Origin of the sequence: Vibrio sp. ES.051 (assembly GCF_002563795.1) — a bacterium.
Classification (GTDB): Bacteria; Pseudomonadota; Gammaproteobacteria; order Enterobacterales; family Vibrionaceae; genus Vibrio.
This window is the reverse complement of the sequence record NZ_PDJL01000004.1, coordinates 523,540-540,516: the sequence shown is the minus strand read 5'-3', so window position 1 is coordinate 540,516 and position 16,977 is coordinate 523,540. Positions and strand designations below refer to the sequence as shown.

The 16,977-nt window shown below is 46.5% G+C and carries 14 protein-coding genes; 8 read left to right on the top strand and 6 right to left on the bottom strand.

The features are described 5' to 3' along the window. Positions 1-36 precede the first annotated feature (36 nt). From treC to gmhB, 4 genes are all read right to left on the bottom strand, one after another. The gene (treC, locus tag ATG66_RS08875; RefSeq protein ID WP_098414953.1) at positions 37-1,722 is read right to left on the bottom strand and encodes an alpha,alpha-phosphotrehalase; all 1,686 of its coding nucleotides are present in this window, start codon (positions 1,720-1,722) and stop codon (positions 37-39) included. Between the two features lie 91 nt (positions 1,723-1,813). After that, on the bottom strand, positions 1,814-3,238 hold the full coding sequence (gene treB / locus ATG66_RS08870; RefSeq protein WP_098414952.1) for a PTS trehalose transporter subunit IIBC: 1,425 nt from the start codon (positions 3,236-3,238) through the stop codon (positions 1,814-1,816). 179 nt (positions 3,239-3,417) lie between these two features. Next, a complete protein-coding gene (treR, locus tag ATG66_RS08865) occupies positions 3,418-4,362 on the bottom strand; it encodes a trehalose operon repressor TreR (RefSeq protein WP_098414951.1) in 945 nt (314 codons plus the stop codon). A 104-nt stretch (positions 4,363-4,466) separates the two neighbouring features. Beyond that, positions 4,467-5,018, bottom strand: coding sequence for a D-glycero-beta-D-manno-heptose 1,7-bisphosphate 7-phosphatase (gmhB, locus tag ATG66_RS08860; protein WP_098414950.1), 552 nt, complete (start codon positions 5,016-5,018; stop codon positions 4,467-4,469). A 340-nt stretch (positions 5,019-5,358) separates the two neighbouring features. On the opposite strand from gmhB, the gene metN reads away from it, so the two are divergent. The 3 genes from metN to ATG66_RS08845 are packed head-to-tail and all read left to right on the top strand — an operon-like array spanning position 5,359 to position 7,902. Next, positions 5,359-6,393 carry a methionine ABC transporter ATP-binding protein MetN gene (metN, locus tag ATG66_RS08855; protein WP_098414949.1) on the top strand — a complete coding sequence of 345 codons (1,035 nt, stop codon included), beginning with the start codon at positions 5,359-5,361 and terminating at the stop codon, positions 6,391-6,393. Beyond that, positions 6,383-7,060, top strand: a complete 678-nt coding sequence (locus tag ATG66_RS08850; protein WP_098414948.1) for a methionine ABC transporter permease — start codon at positions 6,383-6,385, stop codon at positions 7,058-7,060. Before metN ends, ATG66_RS08850 begins: the two co-directional genes overlap by 11 nt. A 32-nt stretch (positions 7,061-7,092) precedes the next feature. Continuing rightward, on the top strand, positions 7,093-7,902 hold the full coding sequence (locus tag ATG66_RS08845) for a MetQ/NlpA family lipoprotein (protein ID WP_098414947.1): 810 nt from the start codon (positions 7,093-7,095) through the stop codon (positions 7,900-7,902). Positions 7,903-8,025: 123 nt separating this feature from the next. Here the strand turns inward: ATG66_RS08845 and ATG66_RS08840 are convergent, their stop codons facing one another. Next, positions 8,026-8,802, bottom strand: coding sequence for a Zn-ribbon-containing protein (locus ATG66_RS08840; RefSeq protein ID WP_098414946.1), 777 nt, complete (start codon positions 8,800-8,802; stop codon positions 8,026-8,028). Between the two features lie 2 nt (positions 8,803-8,804). Further along, positions 8,805-9,350, bottom strand: a complete 546-nt coding sequence (gene syd, locus ATG66_RS08835; protein ID WP_098414945.1) for a SecY-interacting protein — start codon at positions 9,348-9,350, stop codon at positions 8,805-8,807. A 108-nt stretch (positions 9,351-9,458) separates the two neighbouring features. Between syd and queF the strand changes: the two genes are divergently transcribed. The 5 genes from queF (at position 9,459) to xni (ending at position 16,968) form a co-directional block, all read left to right on the top strand. Beyond that, entirely contained in the window at positions 9,459-10,304 is an 846-nt protein-coding gene (gene queF / locus ATG66_RS08830; protein WP_098414944.1) for an NADPH-dependent 7-cyano-7-deazaguanine reductase QueF, read from the top strand. A 220-nt stretch (positions 10,305-10,524) separates the two neighbouring features. After that, positions 10,525-12,807 (top strand): tetratricopeptide repeat protein, encoded by a 2,283-nt coding sequence (locus ATG66_RS08825; protein WP_098414943.1) that lies wholly within the window; start codon positions 10,525-10,527, stop codon positions 12,805-12,807. A gap of 98 nt (positions 12,808-12,905) precedes the next feature. Next, positions 12,906-14,471: a GGDEF domain-containing protein gene (locus ATG66_RS08820; protein WP_098414942.1), complete on the top strand. Its 1,566-nt coding sequence runs from the start codon at positions 12,906-12,908 to the stop codon at positions 14,469-14,471. Between the two features lie 279 nt (positions 14,472-14,750). Then, entirely contained in the window at positions 14,751-16,127 is a 1,377-nt protein-coding gene (ppnN, locus tag ATG66_RS08815; protein ID WP_098414941.1) for a nucleotide 5'-monophosphate nucleosidase PpnN, read from the top strand. 58 nt (positions 16,128-16,185) lie between these two features. Beyond that, complete coding sequence (gene xni / locus ATG66_RS08810; protein ID WP_098414940.1) at positions 16,186-16,968, top strand: flap endonuclease Xni; 783 nt, start codon at positions 16,186-16,188, stop codon at positions 16,966-16,968. The last annotated feature ends 9 nt before the right edge of the window (positions 16,969-16,977 follow it).

The window sequence follows — 16,977 nt, the reverse complement described above, 5'->3', positions numbered from 1 at the left end:
TTTTGATTAAGATTGAAATCCTAGAAGGTCAATCACCTAGCCTTCTATCAACAAAATTCGTGTTTCGTACGGTCGTAATATTTGATGATGAGAGGCCACCGCGCTGGCTGAATTTTGATAATTAGAAAGCAAGTTCTTGGCTTTGTTCATATCAACATATTCCGGCAAAACACACTCGACCTCTTCGCCATAATAGTTATTGATACACAGCAGCGTTTGGCGCTCATTTTGACGAACATAAGCAAAAATACGTTGATGCTCTGGTAGCAAGTCTTCATAACTGCCGTCTGTGATCACTGGTACTTGTTTACGTAGCTCAATCAAACGCTTGTAGAAATAGAAGACGGAATTCAAATCCGCAATCGCGTGTTCTGCGTTAATGTCTGGATAATTGCTTGCCACTTCAAGCCATGGTGTCCCTTGAGTAAAACCCGCATGTTTTTGGCTATTCCACTGCATTGGCGTACGCGAATTATCACGTGATTTCTGCGCCAGAATCGCCATCATGTCGTGGTGTGACACGCCATCGCGATGCACCATGAGATCGTACATATTGATGCTTTCTACATCGTGATACTGATTGATCTCACTATAGCCTGGATTGGTCATACCAATCTCTTCACCTTGATAAATGTACGGCGTACCTTGCATCATGTGCACTGACGCGGCGAGCATCTTGGCCGATTCCACTCGGTATTGTTTATCGTCGCCCAAACGGCTAACAACACGGGGTTGGTCGTGGTTACACCAAAACAGCGCCCCCCAACCTTGTCCATTCAAACCCGTTTGCCAATGGTTGAAAATTTGTTTTAGCTGAATGAAGTCAAACGGTGCTTTGGTCCATTTTTCACCATTGGGATAATCGACCTTCAGATGGTGGAAGTTGAACACCATCGACAGCTCTTTACCATCTAACGAAGAGTACTGCTGGCAATGTTCTAGCGTGGTTGACGACATCTCACCGACGGTCACGCTACCGTATTTCTGGAATACCGCGGCACTGATTTCTTGTAGAAACTCATGCACACGTGGCCCATCAGTGTAAAAACGGCGGCCATCACCAATATCATCACTCGGGAAATCTTGCTGTTTAGAAATTAGGTTAATGACGTCGAGGCGGAAACCATCCACGCCTTTCTCTGCCCAAAAACGGATCACCTTTTTGACTTCTTCACGCACTACTGGATTTTCCCAGTTCAAATCCGCCTGCTCTTTAGCGAAAAGGTGTAAGTAGTATTGGCCAGTGGCTTCATCCAGCTCCCACGCATTACCACCAAACTTCGATTGCCAATTGTTTGGCTCTGCGCCATCTACCGGATCTTTCCAAATGTAATAATCACGATATGGGCTGTTTTTATTTCCTAACGCCGATTGAAACCACTGATGCTCAGTCGACGTATGGTTGACGACGATGTCCATGATGATACGAATGCCCAGCAGGTGCGCCTCTGCCAGCAAGTTCTCGAAATCTTGCATCGTGCCAAACTCTGGGTTGATCGCGTAGTAATCGGAAATGTCATACCCGTTGTCGATCATTGGCGACTGATACACCGGCGTCAGCCAAATCGCATCGACACCTAGGTGCTTGAGATAATCCAGTTTAGAAATGATCCCTTTAATATCGCCCGTGCCTTTACTTCCACTGTCACAAAAGCTTTTTGGGTAAATTTGGTAGATGGTTGCGGTTTTCCACCAGCTCTCATTATGCTTGGTCATTGTCATTTCTAACACTCACTTACCAGTCATCGGAAACTTAAAAAATTTGAAAATAGAAAAATAAGAAGAGGCAACGACACCGCTACCTCTGATTGAATTACGCGCTTGCAGTCTCAAGCTCTCCTTTGATTTTGGCTCGCTTATAGAGAACCAAAGTCAATGTCGCAGGAACCACCGTCGCCACTAACATCGCCACCGCAAACACACCCCAGAACTGTGGTTGAATCGATAAAATACCTGGTAAGCCACCCACACCAATACCATTAGCCATTACGCCAGCACTGCCACAAATGGCGGCAGCACACGCACTACCGATCATCGCGCTTAACATGGGGAATTTATACTTTAGGTTAATACCGTACATCGCGGGCTCAGTAACACCTAAGTACGCTGAGATGGCCGCTGGAACAGAGATATCACGTTCGCCATGTTTTTTGCTGATAATAATGATGCCAACCACTGCAGACGCTTGAGCGATGTTTGAAAGTGCAATCAGAGGCCAAATTGGTGTGCCGCCTAACTCTTGCATCAACTGCAGGTCTACTGCGTTGGTAGTGTGATGAATACCGGTAATCACCAGTGGCGCATACAGAAAGCCAAAAATGGTCGAGCCAATCATTGCAAAGTCACCCGTCATGGCGGCTTTCGCTGCGAATGCCACGCCGTCGCCTAACAGGCGGCCAAATGGACCAATGATAGAGTGCGCAAGAATCACAGAAATGATGATAGAAACAAACGGCACCACCACTAAGTACAGGTAAGAGGGAATGATGCGTTTTAGATTCGTTTCAATAAACGCCAATGCGATCCCCGCCAACATTGCAGGGATCACTTGCGCTTGATAACCGACTTTTTCGATGACGAACAACCCAAAGTCCCACACTTCTGGGGCTTGTTTACCGATCAGGTAGGCGTTCATTAATTGAGGAGAAACCAGCGTCACACCCAGCGTGATACCAAGAATGGGTGTCCCGCCGAGCTTTTTCACGGTAGACCAGCACACACCAACAGGTAGGAAGAAGAAAATCGCTTCACCAATCAACCACAGAAATGAGTGGACCGTTGCCCAGAATTGGCTGATTTCTGTCAAGGTTTGGCCATCAAACATCTTGATGTCGCCAATGACATTACGGAAACCAAGAATGAGACCGCCGGTAATGATTGCCGGCAATAAAGGAACAAAGATTTCAGCAAGGTGTGAGATACCGCGTTCAATAATGTTCATATTTTGGCGAGCGGAATTTTTTGCTTCGTCTTTGCTCGCTTCACTTTTGCCGCTTAGCTCGATCAGTACTTTGTAAACCTCATCGACTTCAGTACCAATCACCACTTGGAACTGGCCTGCGTTGGTAAAACAGCCCTTCACCATCGGTAGTGCTTCTAACTGTTTCGTGTCTGCTTTGTCCGTATCATTGAGAACAAAACGCAAGCGAGTTAAACAATGGCTTACACTGGCAATATTGTCCGGTCCCCCGACCAGCTCAATAAGACGCTCCACGTCTTTACGCGCAATCTTACTCATAACTTTGTCCACCCTGTATTGGATACATTCGATTCATCATTTTATTTTTATAAATGGGAACATTCCCATTTCTTAATTTTAATATTGCCACCCAAAGACAAAAAACAAAATGGGAACAATCCCATTAATTGAGAGTGATCACAGTATAATTTTAAAGCAGAATTTCTTAGGAAGGATGCTCAGCAGACTGGCTGTTGAGTAAAGTGAACGACTGAGTCGTCGCCACTTAATTGATTAATCAGCATCTCAGCAGCTTTTTCACCAGCATAGGCATAGCCGGGGTCAACGCTGAATATTTTAGGAAAAAGGAAAGAAAGCAGCTCATTTCCACCTACGCCTGTTACCACTACATCTTCTCGATCTAGCTCTTGTAGACGCTTTATCACACCCAGCGCAATGGTATCACTTGCGCAAACAATCGCTTGCGTATCGGTTTGCAGCACTTGATCGACGAGCTGGTACGCACTCTCATGGTTGAGTTTCCCTGTCTGGAAACAAGGGACAATGTGTTTGCGCTCACACCACGCTCTATAGGCATTCAAACGAGCTAAGCCTGTCGTTCGATCTTCTGGGTCAACGCCAATGTAGGCAACACGAGAAAGTGACCGCTGGGTTATGTATGCCAATGCCTTTTCAATCACGCCTTGGTTATCGTAATTGATAGACGACACTTCATCGGTATCCATCGCGATAACAACAATACGGCTCCCCCACTCCGCCAACGCTCGCTCATCACACCCTGTAAAACCAAATACGATGATACCATCCACATTACGACGCTTAAGCACCTCCAAATGTTCGTTGGTCTTATCACGGTCAAACTGACTCTCCATAATCACCACATCATAACCTGCCGAGTACAACCGATTAAGCATGGTACTGACAGCGCGGTTTTCGGACGGAGAGTCGAGACGGGAGATAATCACTCCAATGACTTTTTGACTGCCTCCACGCATCGACTGCGCAGATTTCGACGGCACGTAACCAGACTCACGAATGATTTGCTCAACTTTCTTACGCGTTTGTGGTTTCACTTTTGGGTCGTTGGTTAACACTCGGCTTACCGTCGACTTGCCGACACCAGCCAGTTTCGCGATATCAAGAATGGTGAGTTTTTTGCTCATAAATGACTAAATCAGGATAGGTGAATAGTTAGGTGTTTGAACTTTAACAGCAATAGAATAAAAGGGAAGCAAACGCCTCCCTTAAACACACCACTTTTTGGGGATTACTTCTGTAGATATCCAGGTACGTCAGCCACGCTATCAAGCACCACCTTCGCCAGCGCTTCACCTTGTGAAGTGATCGGTTTGCCAGTGCGAACCAAAATCTTAGTGCCGACACCCGCCGCTTCAGCCGCCATCATATCTTCCGCTTTATCACCAATCATGACCGATTTCGCCATATCGATGTTCAAAAAATCGCGAGCAGAAATGAACATGCCTGGCTTTGGCTTGCGGCAATCACAATCTTGCTTGTAATCGCCGATACCTTGTTCAGGATGGTGCGGGCAGTAATAGATACCATCAAATTCCACACCGTGCTCGACAAAATTCCAATCCATCCATTGGGTCAGTGACAAGAAACGATCCTCACTGAATTTACCGCGCGCGATGCCAGATTGGTTGGTCACAAGCACCAGTAGATAGCCTTGTTGTTTCAGCGCTTTCGTCGCTTCAAACACACCTTCAATGTACTCAAAATCATGTTCATCATGAACGTAGCCGTGATCAACGTTAATCACGCCATCACGATCGATAAAAACAGCAGGTTTTGCCAAAACGTCTTTCTCTATTAATTCGGTTTCGTCAGATTATACATCCCTTATCACCCTCAACACTACCTCATTGGCAGGAAGCGCTGTTAAAACCGTTGATTTGTTGAACAAGAGTCGGTCACTCTACAGCGACCCTTCTCTCCCTTCCACTCACAGCTTACACCGCGTTATTTATGAAATAAAACATCCATACCTTTAGACGTCTAGACGTAAAAATATCTATTGACTTCATTCTACTTAACCCATAGCATCAACTGAGAATTGAGCTAGAGCTCAACATTAAGTTCTGTCAAAGGCGGTTTTTGACAGCGAAGTTCCCCCGTATCTTTGGGCAGGTTGAAACATGATAGAAATTAAAAACGTCAATAAAGTGTTCTACCAAGGCAGTAAGGAAATTCTTGCCCTGAAAGACATTAACCTACACATCGCCAAGGGCACCATCTTCGGTGTGATCGGTTCATCTGGTGCTGGTAAAAGCACCCTGATCCGCTGTGTAAACATGCTTGAAGCGCCGAGCTCTGGCGCGATCATCGTCGATAATGTTGATCTCACAACACTGAGCAAAAAACAGTTGGTCGAAACCCGCCGCAACATTGGTATGATTTTCCAGCACTTTAACCTACTGTCGTCTCGCACTGTTTTCGATAACATCGCCTTGCCTTTAGAGCTGGCCGGTAAAAACAAATCGCAAATCCAAACTAAAGTCACGGAGCTGCTCAAGCTGGTTGGTTTGCAAGACAAACATGAAAGCTATCCCGCGAACCTCAGCGGCGGTCAAAAGCAACGTGTAGCGATTGCTCGCGCATTGGCATCCGATCCTAGCGTGCTGCTTTGTGACGAAGCCACCAGCGCGTTAGACCCGGCAACCACTCAGTCCATTCTTGAATTACTAAAAGAAATCAATCGCAAGCTAAACATCACTATTTTGCTTATCACCCATGAGATGGAAGTGGTGAAAAGTATCTGCCACGAAGTGGCGATCATTGGTGGCGGTGAACTGGTTGAAAAAGGTACCGTCGGCAATATTTTCGCACACCCTAAAACCGAACTGGCGCACCAATTTATTCGCTCAACGTTAGATCTTTCTATCCCAGAGGATTACCAAGCTCGGCTACAACCAACCCGTGTTGAAGGCAGCTACCCTCTGGTGCGTTTGGAGTTTACAGGCACCACAGTAGATGCACCTCTGATGTCGCAGATTTCTCGAAAATACAACATTGATGTGAGCATTTTAAGTTCTGACCTTGATTATGCTGGTGGCGTAAAATTCGGCATGATGGTCGCTGAGCTGTTTGGTAATGAAAAAGATGATAACGCAGCTCTTGATTTCCTGCGTGAGCACAACGTGAAAGTAGAGGTACTTGGTTATGTCCTTTGATACGATTTCTGAATGGCTGAGTTTAAACAGCAAGCTACTTTTGGGGGCAACATGGGAAACCTTATACATGGTTGCGGTCGCTGGCCTGGTCGGTTTCGCGGTAGGTATCCCTTTGGGTGTCATTCTGCACATTACTAAAAAAGGCGGCTTATTAGAAAACACCCGTCTTAATAGTATGTTAGGCGCCATTGTTAACATTGGACGCTCCGTGCCTTTTCTAGTGTTAATGGTTGCGATTATTCCAGTGACAAAAATGTTAGTTGGCACTTTTATTGGCACAACGGCAGCAATCGTACCGCTTACCATTGGTGCAATCCCATTCGTCGCGCGTCTGATTGAAGGTGCTCTGTTAGAAGTTCCTACTGGGCTGGTTGAAGCCGCACAATCTATGGGGGCCGCGCCAACACAAATCATCACAAAAGTGCTGCTACCGGAAGCCATGCCGACGATTATTAACTCAGTCACCATCACACTCGTCACGCTAGTAAGCTACTCTGCCATGGCTGGCACCGTGGGCGGCGGCGGCTTAGGTGATGTCGCTATACGTTACGGTTTCCACCGCTACGATGCGACGATCATGGCCGTCACAGTCGTGATGTTGATTGTTCTCGTGCAAATTATTCAGTCTCTCGGTGACGCAGTGGTGCGTCGTGTAGACCACAGATAAACATTGAAAATATAAATTATAAGGAGATAAAAATGAAATTTAGCCTCAAAAGCCTTTTGACTGTTGTAACTGCCGCTTCTGCACTGACTCTGGTGGGTTGTGGCGAAACAGAAACAGACCTAAACAAGGTCAAAGTGGGCGTTATTGCTGGCTCTGAAGCACAAGTTGCTGAAGTGGCAGCGAAAGTGGCCAAAGAAAAGTACAATTTGGATGTGGAGTTGGTGACTTTTACTGACTACGTGACACCAAACGCAGCGTTAGACGATGGTTCTGTTGATGCTAACGCATTCCAACACAAACCATACCTAGACCAACAAGTGAAAGATCGTGGTTACAAACTGGCTATCGCAGGTAACTCTTTCGTTTACCCCATCGCTGGTTACTCAAAACAAGTAAAATCGGTTGAAGACATCCAAGACGGCGCACGCATCGCCGTCCCTAACGATCCGACTAATCTAGGTCGTTCACTGCTACTTCTTGAGCAACAAGGTTTGATTGAGCTACGCGACGGGGTTGGCCTGCAAGCCACCGTTCGTGACATCGTAGGTAACCCTAAGAACGTCGAAATCATCGAGCTAGAAGCGCCTCAACTGCCACGCTCTTTGGATGACGTAACGCTCTCTATCATCAACACCACTTACGCAAGCTCTATTGACCTATCTCCAGAGCGTGACGGGGTGTTCGTCGAAGATAAAGAGTCACCATACGTGAACTTAATCGTGGCGCGTGAAGAAAATGTCAATGCTCAAAACGTCCAAAACTTCGTCAAGGCGTACCAAACTGAAGAAGTGTACGAAGCGGCGAAAGAGCTATTCAAAGGCGGCGTTGTGAAAGGTTGGTAATTCACCATCACTAACTTGAACACAAAAGGGCTGATGTTTGCACATCAGCCCTTTTGTTATTTGCTGCTTCAAGCCTACTACCGAGCTTCAAAGCCAGTGGCAACCATACATAGCGTCCAACAACTACTTGATATGATCCCAAGAGATATTGGATACAATTCGGCAGTCATCACATTTAAAATAGAAGATGTCGTGTAATGGCTCGTCCAGTAACCACTCTCCGCCACATTTTGGACACGGTCGTGCTTTTTCGCTGTCGAGAGACTGACCGCCTACGCGATACTGGTAATAATACGTTGGAACCTGAGTGATGTATTCAATACGGCCACGTAAGTCCCAACCACGTCGAAACAACACGCTGTCCACATCGCAAATCTCATGTAAGGTCGCATGCTCTGCGCGGCAGCCACCCGCCATCTGAATTTCATCACACGCTTGCCACTCGGTCTGCCATTTGATCACGGCTTTATGGTCGCCATTTAACGTGGGAGTATTGCGGTAAAGAGGAATCGGCAACAAGGTGTCGCCGCTGCGCAGTGGTGAACAAGTGTGCACATAGGTCGTGTAAAGCACTTGCCAACTTGGGGCCTCTGACTCTGCGGCCTCTTCTGAGTTTAAATCTCGTCCAAGCATGCGCATTTTCGGCGCGAGTAATGAGGCTTGCGATAAGCGATTCATGCATACTTTGACAAAGTCGGAATGGTAACGCGGGTGTAAACTGTCTTGCTCAGGACAAACCACACGGACCAAAAACTCACCATCGCCCATCACGATTGGAAACTCTCGTCCTAACACTTGGCCGTTATAGCGCAGTGCATCCATCAAACCATTAATGGCTTTATCTACCGCACTGACTGTGGTGTTATCAAAACACTCAAACTGCAACTCTATAACGTACATACTTATACTGCGGCCTCTAGCTTAAGTAGAAACTCGGTTAGGTTGTCAGCGAGCACATCACGCTGAGAAGTCCCTAAACGCTCAAGAATCACATTTCCCGTTAGATTACAGATAGAAATCACATCCAACTCAGCGTCTGTTGTCGCAATGAACACCGTGGGCTTAAGCTTAAGACGGCGTTGGGTAACCAAGTGACCCAAGATGTTCTCTTGCAGTCGCGTGAAATCATCATCACTCCACACTTGCAGCAATGTCAGCGTATTACCTTGCCAAGTTGCCTCCATATCTGCGCTGTATTGAAATCCATAAAAGGCTTTAATGTCTTCTTGCAGTGATAACTCAATCGCATTCTCTACATTAGTGAAATCCGCGGTTGCTTCACGCGGTACTGCTTTCCACAATACTGCCCCACCGCGTTTCTCTTCAACACATGGAGAAACAAGATCGGCGAGCTCTTCACTGCGTGGCAACTCACTGTGTTTCGTTTGCCAAGCTTGTTGATAGCGCAAGCTGAAGTCTTGTAACGCCTGAGTAACGGTTTGGGTCATGAAGGTCTCCTCATTCCTTATTTATCAGATAGCCGTGTTTGCCAGATAGCAATTGACCAGCGGATTCAGTAAAATTCTCGCTATTCTAATCGAAAACGACCACAAAGTATGAGTAAATATTCAGACGCTAAAGAGCTTGCTGGCCTAACACTAGGTAAAAAGACCGAGTATGCAAACCAATACGACGCGGACTTGCTGCAACCCGTACCTCGTAGCCTAAACCGAGATGACCTTCAGTTAGGCGACAGCCTTCCTTTTATGGGCCACGACATTTGGACGCTGTACGAACTGTCTTGGTTAAATAGTAAAGGCTTACCACAAGTGGCCGTTGGCGAGGTATGCATCCCAGTAACCAGCGCAAACCTGATTGAGTCTAAATCATTCAAACTCTACTTAAATAGCTACAATCAAACACGATTTTCGAGCTGGAAAGAGGTCGCAGAACGTTTGACGCAAGATCTGTCAGAGTGCGCAGGTGAGCCAGTATTGGTGCACGTCAACCCTGTCACACATTACACCAACCAACCTATCGTCACCATGAAAGGCGAATGTATTGATGATCAGGACATTGAAATTACCAGTTACGATTTTGATGCTGATCTGCTTGAAGGCGCGGCAGGTCACGAACAAGTTGAAGAAGTTCTACATAGCCACCTACTGAAATCAAACTGCTTGATCACCAACCAACCTGATTGGGGCAGCGTAGAGATCCGTTACCAAGGCACGAAAATTGATCGTGAAAAGCTGCTGCGTTACTTGGTGTCATTCCGTGAACATAACGAGTTCCACGAACAATGCGTAGAGCGTATTTTTACCGACCTAATGAAATACTGCCAACCAAGTAAACTGACCGTATTGGCACGATATACCCGCCGTGGTGGCTTGGATATCAACCCATACCGCTCTACGGACCAAGACAAGCCAGCTCATAACCACCGCATGGCTCGTCAATAATCATCTTAATGACAGAAATAAGTTCGGCAATCTAAAGGATTGCCGAACGTTTTTATTGCTAGCCATGTTATTATCAATGCCACTAAATCTACTCCCATGCTATTTCGTCAACGTCCAGAAACTGTAGAAATGAAAAGCTTGAGTACTCAGCAAGCATTTCGCGACGCAGTGATGGGTAATGAATGAGTAGGATGGAAAAACAGTTCGAGGGAACGAAAGGATGCTTTGGGACCGTTCGCGTCTATTCAGATTGATTGGCTTTCTTTGCTTGCTATGTGCACTGCCACTTCACGCGACCATTTTATCGTCGGCTTTGCTTAATGAAGCCCAGAAACTGGCTGAGATCGAACCGTTGCGAGCCAAACAAGCCGCGGCCAACTACTTATCGCAACGTGAACTCACCGAACACAAAGAAAGTGGCAACCCTTCATCGATGTCTCGTGAAGAGACCGATCGCAACATCCGTACACCTGGCAGCACTATCGAAGCCCATAAAATCATCGCCCAAGCTGACTATGCCATGGGCAATGTTCGCTCCGCTGTTGAACATCTCGATGAAGCACAACGCCTTGCGCAAGAATACCAGCTGCCTTACATGGACTTGGATGTGCAATTGATTCGCAACCAAATGATTTGGATGGTCGATAAAAATTACCCTGCGGCAGAAGCAACCCTAAAGCAAATCGAACAACAATTAGATAAGGCGAGTGCCGTTTTACAACGTACTGACAGCGTGCACTATCGATTAACCATGCAACGAGCCCTCCTTGCTTCCCACCGTGGCGATACTATCAATGCGGAGCGTTTGTATGCTCAAGCAAAAGTCATGCTGGAGGACAGCCGTTCGGCTCTCACTCTGATCGACTATTATACGGCGGTCGGAGCGTTCTACCTCAACAGTAAAAAATACAACCTTGCCCTATCGGAGTTGCTATATGGTTATTGGCAATCCATCGAAAGTGATAGCGGAGCAAGGTTGGCAAAGGTCAACCGTCTGCTGGCAAGGCTGTTCCAAGAACGCCGTGTTTACGATAAAGCGGTCGAACACTTATCTCAAGCTGCCGATTTCTACGACTCCTACCCTAGCTCGCCAATCCTTGCAGATGTGCTAGAACAGATGGGTGATATTTACTTTTATCAAGACAAATTCAACCTCGCCTTAGTACACTACTTTAACGTGCTCGATCACGAGAGTACCAGCAAGAACATTAACCAAATCATTAAAATTCGTCTAAGCTTGGCGGCTACGTATTTACAACTCTACAACTACGCCCTCGCCGAGCAATACTTGGAACACTCAAAAGAGTTGTTGGAATACTCCAACATTCCCAAACTCGAAGCTAGAGCAGCGCTGCTTCAATCAGGCTTGGCGTATCATCAAAACGACAGTAAACAAGTGATTGAAAACGCGAAAAAAGCCCTGTCTTTTGCAGAGAAGTCACCTGAAAACAATAATTTCATTAAACAACAATCCTATCGTTTACTGGGGCTTGGTTACGAGCAAGCCGGTGAGTATCAACTTTCTCTCCAAGCCTATAAGCAATACACCAGCTCAGTGCTGTTGGAACAAAAACAACTCAACCAAATCAGTGAAGATGCCTTCCGTCAACAAAAAGAGTTCGCCGAGCAAACCATTCACTATATCGGACAATCGGAGCGTCTTGAACAAGTCGAAATAGAGCACCGTAAGTTTCAGAAAATCTCATTTGCCCTCTTTATTACGGTGTTAGTGATGTTCTTATTCATCATGCGCCGTAGCGTGACCATGCAGCGTCAAGCCAGTGAAATAGACAAGCTGCGTAATGACCTGTTTACACATTCACGATCTCGTTTACGTAATTTACGCATGTTGAACGTCAAACTGTCTCGATCATTGAAAAAATCCAGCGATACATTCGAACAGTGGCAAATGGGCGAGTTGATTCACGAACCGCTCAATGACCGTCTACGTTTTGTGATGATCGATTTACCATTCCTACGTAGTATGTATGTCCAAAACGGCTACAAAGCCGGCCTTGAGCTAGAACAGGCTTTTGGTGAATACCTTGCGTCAAAAGTTGATAAACCGTCTCGCTTGTACCATTTCTCTGATGCCAATCTGCTCTATATCGTACCGAATGCCGATCGTGATGCCTCAGCCGAAGAGATGTTCAATAAATTCCAAACCTGGATCGATGAATTTGCCAACCAGCATAACGTGAATCGAATTATTCGCATGGGCATCAGTGACTATCCATTCCTACCACGCGCCTACACCGCCATCAATGATGAAGAGCTGCTTGACCTACTGCTTCTTGCTACACACATTGCTCGCGAGGTCAGCTTAAAAGACAAACAAAGTCACTGGGTGTTCCTGAAGGCCATCGATAATGCACCTGCAGCCAGCTTTGCAACTGGTAACATAAGAACAGCCTGTCAACACGCGATTAACCAAGGCCTGATCAAGATCCACTCCTCATATAAGAATGAGGACGACATCAAGAAAATATTAAAAAATGCATAATTAAACGCCGGTTAGGCGTAATAACTAATGACGCTATAAGGTTTTTTGTTATTATCAGAAAATTATTAGTCGTACATAGGTTTAACCGTAGCCACTTCATGGGAATTCTGGAATCCGATATTCAGTCACAACTTCACCAGTTGAGGTGTCAACTTGACCAACTCAGGCTGACACATCGTGATACTTCACTCAAATTCAAACGTGAACAACAAATTCTCAAACGCGTTGTGGCATCACTGTCTTCTGCTTACCAAGGTTCAAACGCTCAAGTTTCCGAGTACCTGTTTGAAATTCAACAAGAACTACAACATCAAAAAGATGTCAGCACTCTTATTCCGCGCTTAGCCGTACTGGAACGAATGCTCCAACAACAGTCTAAAACGGCGGAAAAACAGAACAGTCACCTCGACAAACAAATCAAACACAGCGGTGAAACGCTTCAACGCATCACGGGCTTACCTGCGCAATTAAACCGTGAATTGCGAAACCTAATGAGTGTCTCGCAAGCCCAAACAGGTAAGAAAGTCGACCAAGCCACCAAGCTGCTAAGCATTTACGAACGGGCGCTGAAAATCATCACATCTCACTCGCACTTACACTTAAGTGATCTTGAGAATCCCTCCGATAAGTCTCAGCTTGAGTGCCTTGCTAGTGAATTACAACACACGATTACCGAACTCGACTTTGAGGGAGGATCTGGCGATAAATTGCTCGACATTCGCGCCAAATTGCTTTTAGGCGTTACTGCCGAGTCCCTCATAGAACTGACGCTTTCAACGCTCAAACTGGTTGTTGATGCAACGACGTTCGAACGCAAAGCCTCGAGCCAATTTCTCGACCAACTTAATTCTTCACTTGCAAGTAACTTAAAAACCGTCCATCAGAACGTTGACCAGCACCATACCTACTTTGAGCACCGCCAAGAGCTGAATGCTGAAATGAATGCTCTGATTAAATCAAGTCAACAATCACTCGATCAAGCGCAAGACTTAGCGGCTCTTAAACAAGAGATGGCACCACTGTTTGCGAACATGACCTCTGTCGCCGAGCGCCTAAAGATGGCGGAAGAGCGCGAACAAGCCCTGCAAGAACGTTTGCACTACAGCAAGAACCAACTCGAAGCGGTGTTTGAAACCACACAAGATTATCATCGACGCTTGGATGACCAAGCCCAGCGAATGCTGCGAGACCCACTCACTAAAGTGTATAACCGCACAGCATTTAATGACCGTCTTGAGTTAGAGTACCGCCGCTGGATCCGCTCGCAGAAAAACCTTCGAGTGGTTCTGTTTGACGTCGATAACTTTAAGGCCATCAACGACAGTTATGGCTATACCGCTGGCGACAAGGCGTTAAAAATCATTGCCCGGACAATTAATAAGCGCGTCTCGGAAACGGAAACCGTTGCACGCTTTGGTGGTGAAGAGTTTATGCTACTTTTGCCAGAGCACTCCGAAGAGTACACGCTGGATCTCATCAAACACATTCAGCGTGATGTCAGCCAGCTGCCGTTCAGGTTCCGCGAACAAAACCTCACCATCACACTGACTGCCGTTTCAACGTCTTTTAAAGACGCTGATGCACCTGAACATGTATTAGAACGCCTCAGAAAAATGCTCAGTGATGCCAAAAAACGCGGTACAACTCAGCTTAACTGGAACTAAGTCTCGGTCAAAAAAACAGCAGCCGAAGCTATTTAAACTCAACTTCCCTGTATAATCGCCGATTTTCAACGAGTTATCACACTTATCCTTTTTCAGTCTGCTAAGCTGTAACAATCCAAGTCACTTCAAGATGATGTATCTATTGGTATCGCATCTTGAGGTTGCTTGGGAGTCATTATTTTAAACCAAATCGACCAACCGACTTTATCGAACCATACGTATAAAACTACTAGGTCAGTTGGTACGTTCCCTCAAATGAATACAACACAAGGAGGCATTATGATTACTCATATAAGCCCCAAAGGTAGCATGGATTTGCTCTCTCAACTGGAGGTGGAGCGTTTAAAAAACACCGCCTCGAGTGATCTTTATCAGCTTTACCGTAACTGCACTTTGGCGGTATTGAACTCTGGCAGTCATACCGATAACTCAAAAGAGCTGTTAGATAAACACCAATCGTTTGAGGTCAACGTGGTGCGCCGCGAGCGAGGCATTAAGCTCGAACTCACCAACCCACCAGAACATGCTTTTGTCGACGGTGAAATCATCAAGGGAATTCAAGAGCATCTGTTTTCTGTATTGCGTGACATTGTATACGTAAACATGCACTTAGCAGATAGTCAGCGCCTAAACCTCGTCAACCCCATACACATCACTAACCTAGTATTTGGTATTTTACGCAACGCCAAAGCGCTGACACCCGGTATCGCACCAAACTTGGTGGTTTGCTGGGGGGGACATTCAATTAATTTAGCTGAGTATCAATACACCCGCGAAGTTGGAAGCGAACTAGGGCTGCGTGAACTCAATATCTGCACCGGTTGTGGGCCAGGCGCAATGGAAGGCCCAATGAAAGGCGCGGCTATCGGCCATGCAAAGCAGCGTTACAACGAGCGACGCTATCTTGGTTTAACCGAGCCGTCCATCATTGCCGCTGAGCCACCTAACCCAATCGTCAATGAGCTGATCATCATGCCTGACATCGAAAAGCGCTTGGAAGCGTTTGTACGCATGGCGCACGGTGTGGTGATATTCCCGGGCGGCCCCGGAACAGCAGAAGAACTGCTGTATCTTCTTGGCATCATGATGCACCCAGACAATGCCGATCAGCCCATGCCTATCGTACTAACCGGACCCAAAGAGAGCGAAGAGTACTTCCGCTCTATCGATGAGTTTATCCGCGACACACTCGGGGAAGAGGGGCAAAAGCATTATCAAATCGTCATTGATGACCCGGCAGAAGTCGCGCGCATCATGAAACGTTCGATGGATAAAGTGCGTGAACACCGTAAAAAGCGAGACGATGCGTACAGTTTCAACTGGTCATTAAAAATCGAACCTAACTTCCAGCTGCCATTCGAGCCGACTCATGAGTCGATGCAACAATTGGATCTGAGCTTGAATCAAGCGCCTCAAGCACTGGCGGCAAACTTGCGTCAAGCCTTCTCCGGTATCGTGGCAGGTAACGTAAAAGCGGAAGGTATTCGAGAAATCGAACGTCGAGGACCTTTTACTATTCATGGTGATCCGGTATTGATGAAAAAACTCGATAAGTTATTAAAAGACTTCGTCGAACAACATCGAATGAAACTGCCAAGTGGTTCAAGTTATGAGCCTTGTTACCACATTGCCCATTCCGAAATTGATGGTCGATAGTCAGGCTAGCATTCGTTACACTAGGGGCATTACGCCCCTTTTTTATTGCTAAGTCATTATGTCTATTCATCTTGTTATTATTGATGCCCTTAACCTGATCCGCCGCGTGCACTCCGCGCAGCCGGACCCGACCGATATAGCAAGAACGATCACAACCACACAAAGAACGCTGACGCGAATTCTGTCAGAAGCCAACCCGACACACATCATCGCGGTTTTTGATCATCATGAGCAAGATAGAGGCTGGCGAGCAGACATCCTTCCGGACTATAAGCAAAACCGGAAACCAATGCCAGAGCCGTTAATGCAAGGCTTAGATGCGATTCAACAAGCGTGGTGGGAGCAAGGTATCGACTCTCTACTTTCTGATGGCGATGAGGCGGATGACTTAGTCGCCACACTAGCAACCAAAGTCGCGAGCCATGGCGAAAAAGTCACGATTGTTTCCACCGACAAAGGCTACTGTCAGTTGCTCTCCCCCACGCTACAGATCCGCGATTACTTTCAGCATCGTTGGCTGGATGCACCATTTATCGACAAAGAATTTGGTGTAAAACCGAATCAACTTGCTGACTACTGGGGATTAACCGGCATTAGCTCGAGCCAAGTGCCAGGTGTACCGGGGATTGGCCCGAAAGCGGCAAAAGAAATCCTGACTCACTTTGCAGACATTGAAACGGCCTACGCCAGCAATGAGCTCGCGCCTAAATACCGTAAAAAACTGGATGAGCACATAGAGTCTGCTCGATTATGTAAACGCGTCGCGGCTTTGAAGTGTGATATTGAGCTGGGTTTTAACTTGCAAGATATTCGTTTTGATGGGGCAACCCCGTCGGAATAGCCTACGTTC

Bases quoted from the DNA above. Each gene is read 5' to 3' on its own strand.
- treC (WP_098414953.1), bottom strand. From the start codon at position 1,722: ATGACAATGACCAAGCATAATGAGAGCTGGTGGAAAACCGCAACCATC.
- treB (WP_098414952.1), bottom strand. From the start codon at position 3,238: ATGAGTAAGATTGCGCGTAAAGACGTGGAGCGTCTTATTGAGCTGGTC.
- treR (WP_098414951.1), bottom strand. From the start codon at position 4,362: ATGAGCAAAAAACTCACCATTCTTGATATCGCGAAACTGGCTGGTGTC.
- metN (WP_098414949.1), top strand. From the start codon at position 5,359: ATGATAGAAATTAAAAACGTCAATAAAGTGTTCTACCAAGGCAGTAAG.
- ATG66_RS08850 (WP_098414948.1), top strand. From the start codon at position 6,383: ATGTCCTTTGATACGATTTCTGAATGGCTGAGTTTAAACAGCAAGCTA.
- ATG66_RS08845 (WP_098414947.1), top strand. From the start codon at position 7,093: ATGAAATTTAGCCTCAAAAGCCTTTTGACTGTTGTAACTGCCGCTTCT.
- ATG66_RS08840 (WP_098414946.1), bottom strand. From the start codon at position 8,802: ATGTACGTTATAGAGTTGCAGTTTGAGTGTTTTGATAACACCACAGTC.
- syd (WP_098414945.1), bottom strand. From the start codon at position 9,350: ATGACCCAAACCGTTACTCAGGCGTTACAAGACTTCAGCTTGCGCTAT.
- queF (WP_098414944.1), top strand. From the start codon at position 9,459: ATGAGTAAATATTCAGACGCTAAAGAGCTTGCTGGCCTAACACTAGGT.
- ATG66_RS08825 (WP_098414943.1), top strand. From the start codon at position 10,525: ATGCTTTGGGACCGTTCGCGTCTATTCAGATTGATTGGCTTTCTTTGC.
- ATG66_RS08820 (WP_098414942.1), top strand. From the start codon at position 12,906: ATGGGAATTCTGGAATCCGATATTCAGTCACAACTTCACCAGTTGAGG.
- ppnN (WP_098414941.1), top strand. From the start codon at position 14,751: ATGATTACTCATATAAGCCCCAAAGGTAGCATGGATTTGCTCTCTCAA.
- xni (WP_098414940.1), top strand. From the start codon at position 16,186: ATGTCTATTCATCTTGTTATTATTGATGCCCTTAACCTGATCCGCCGC.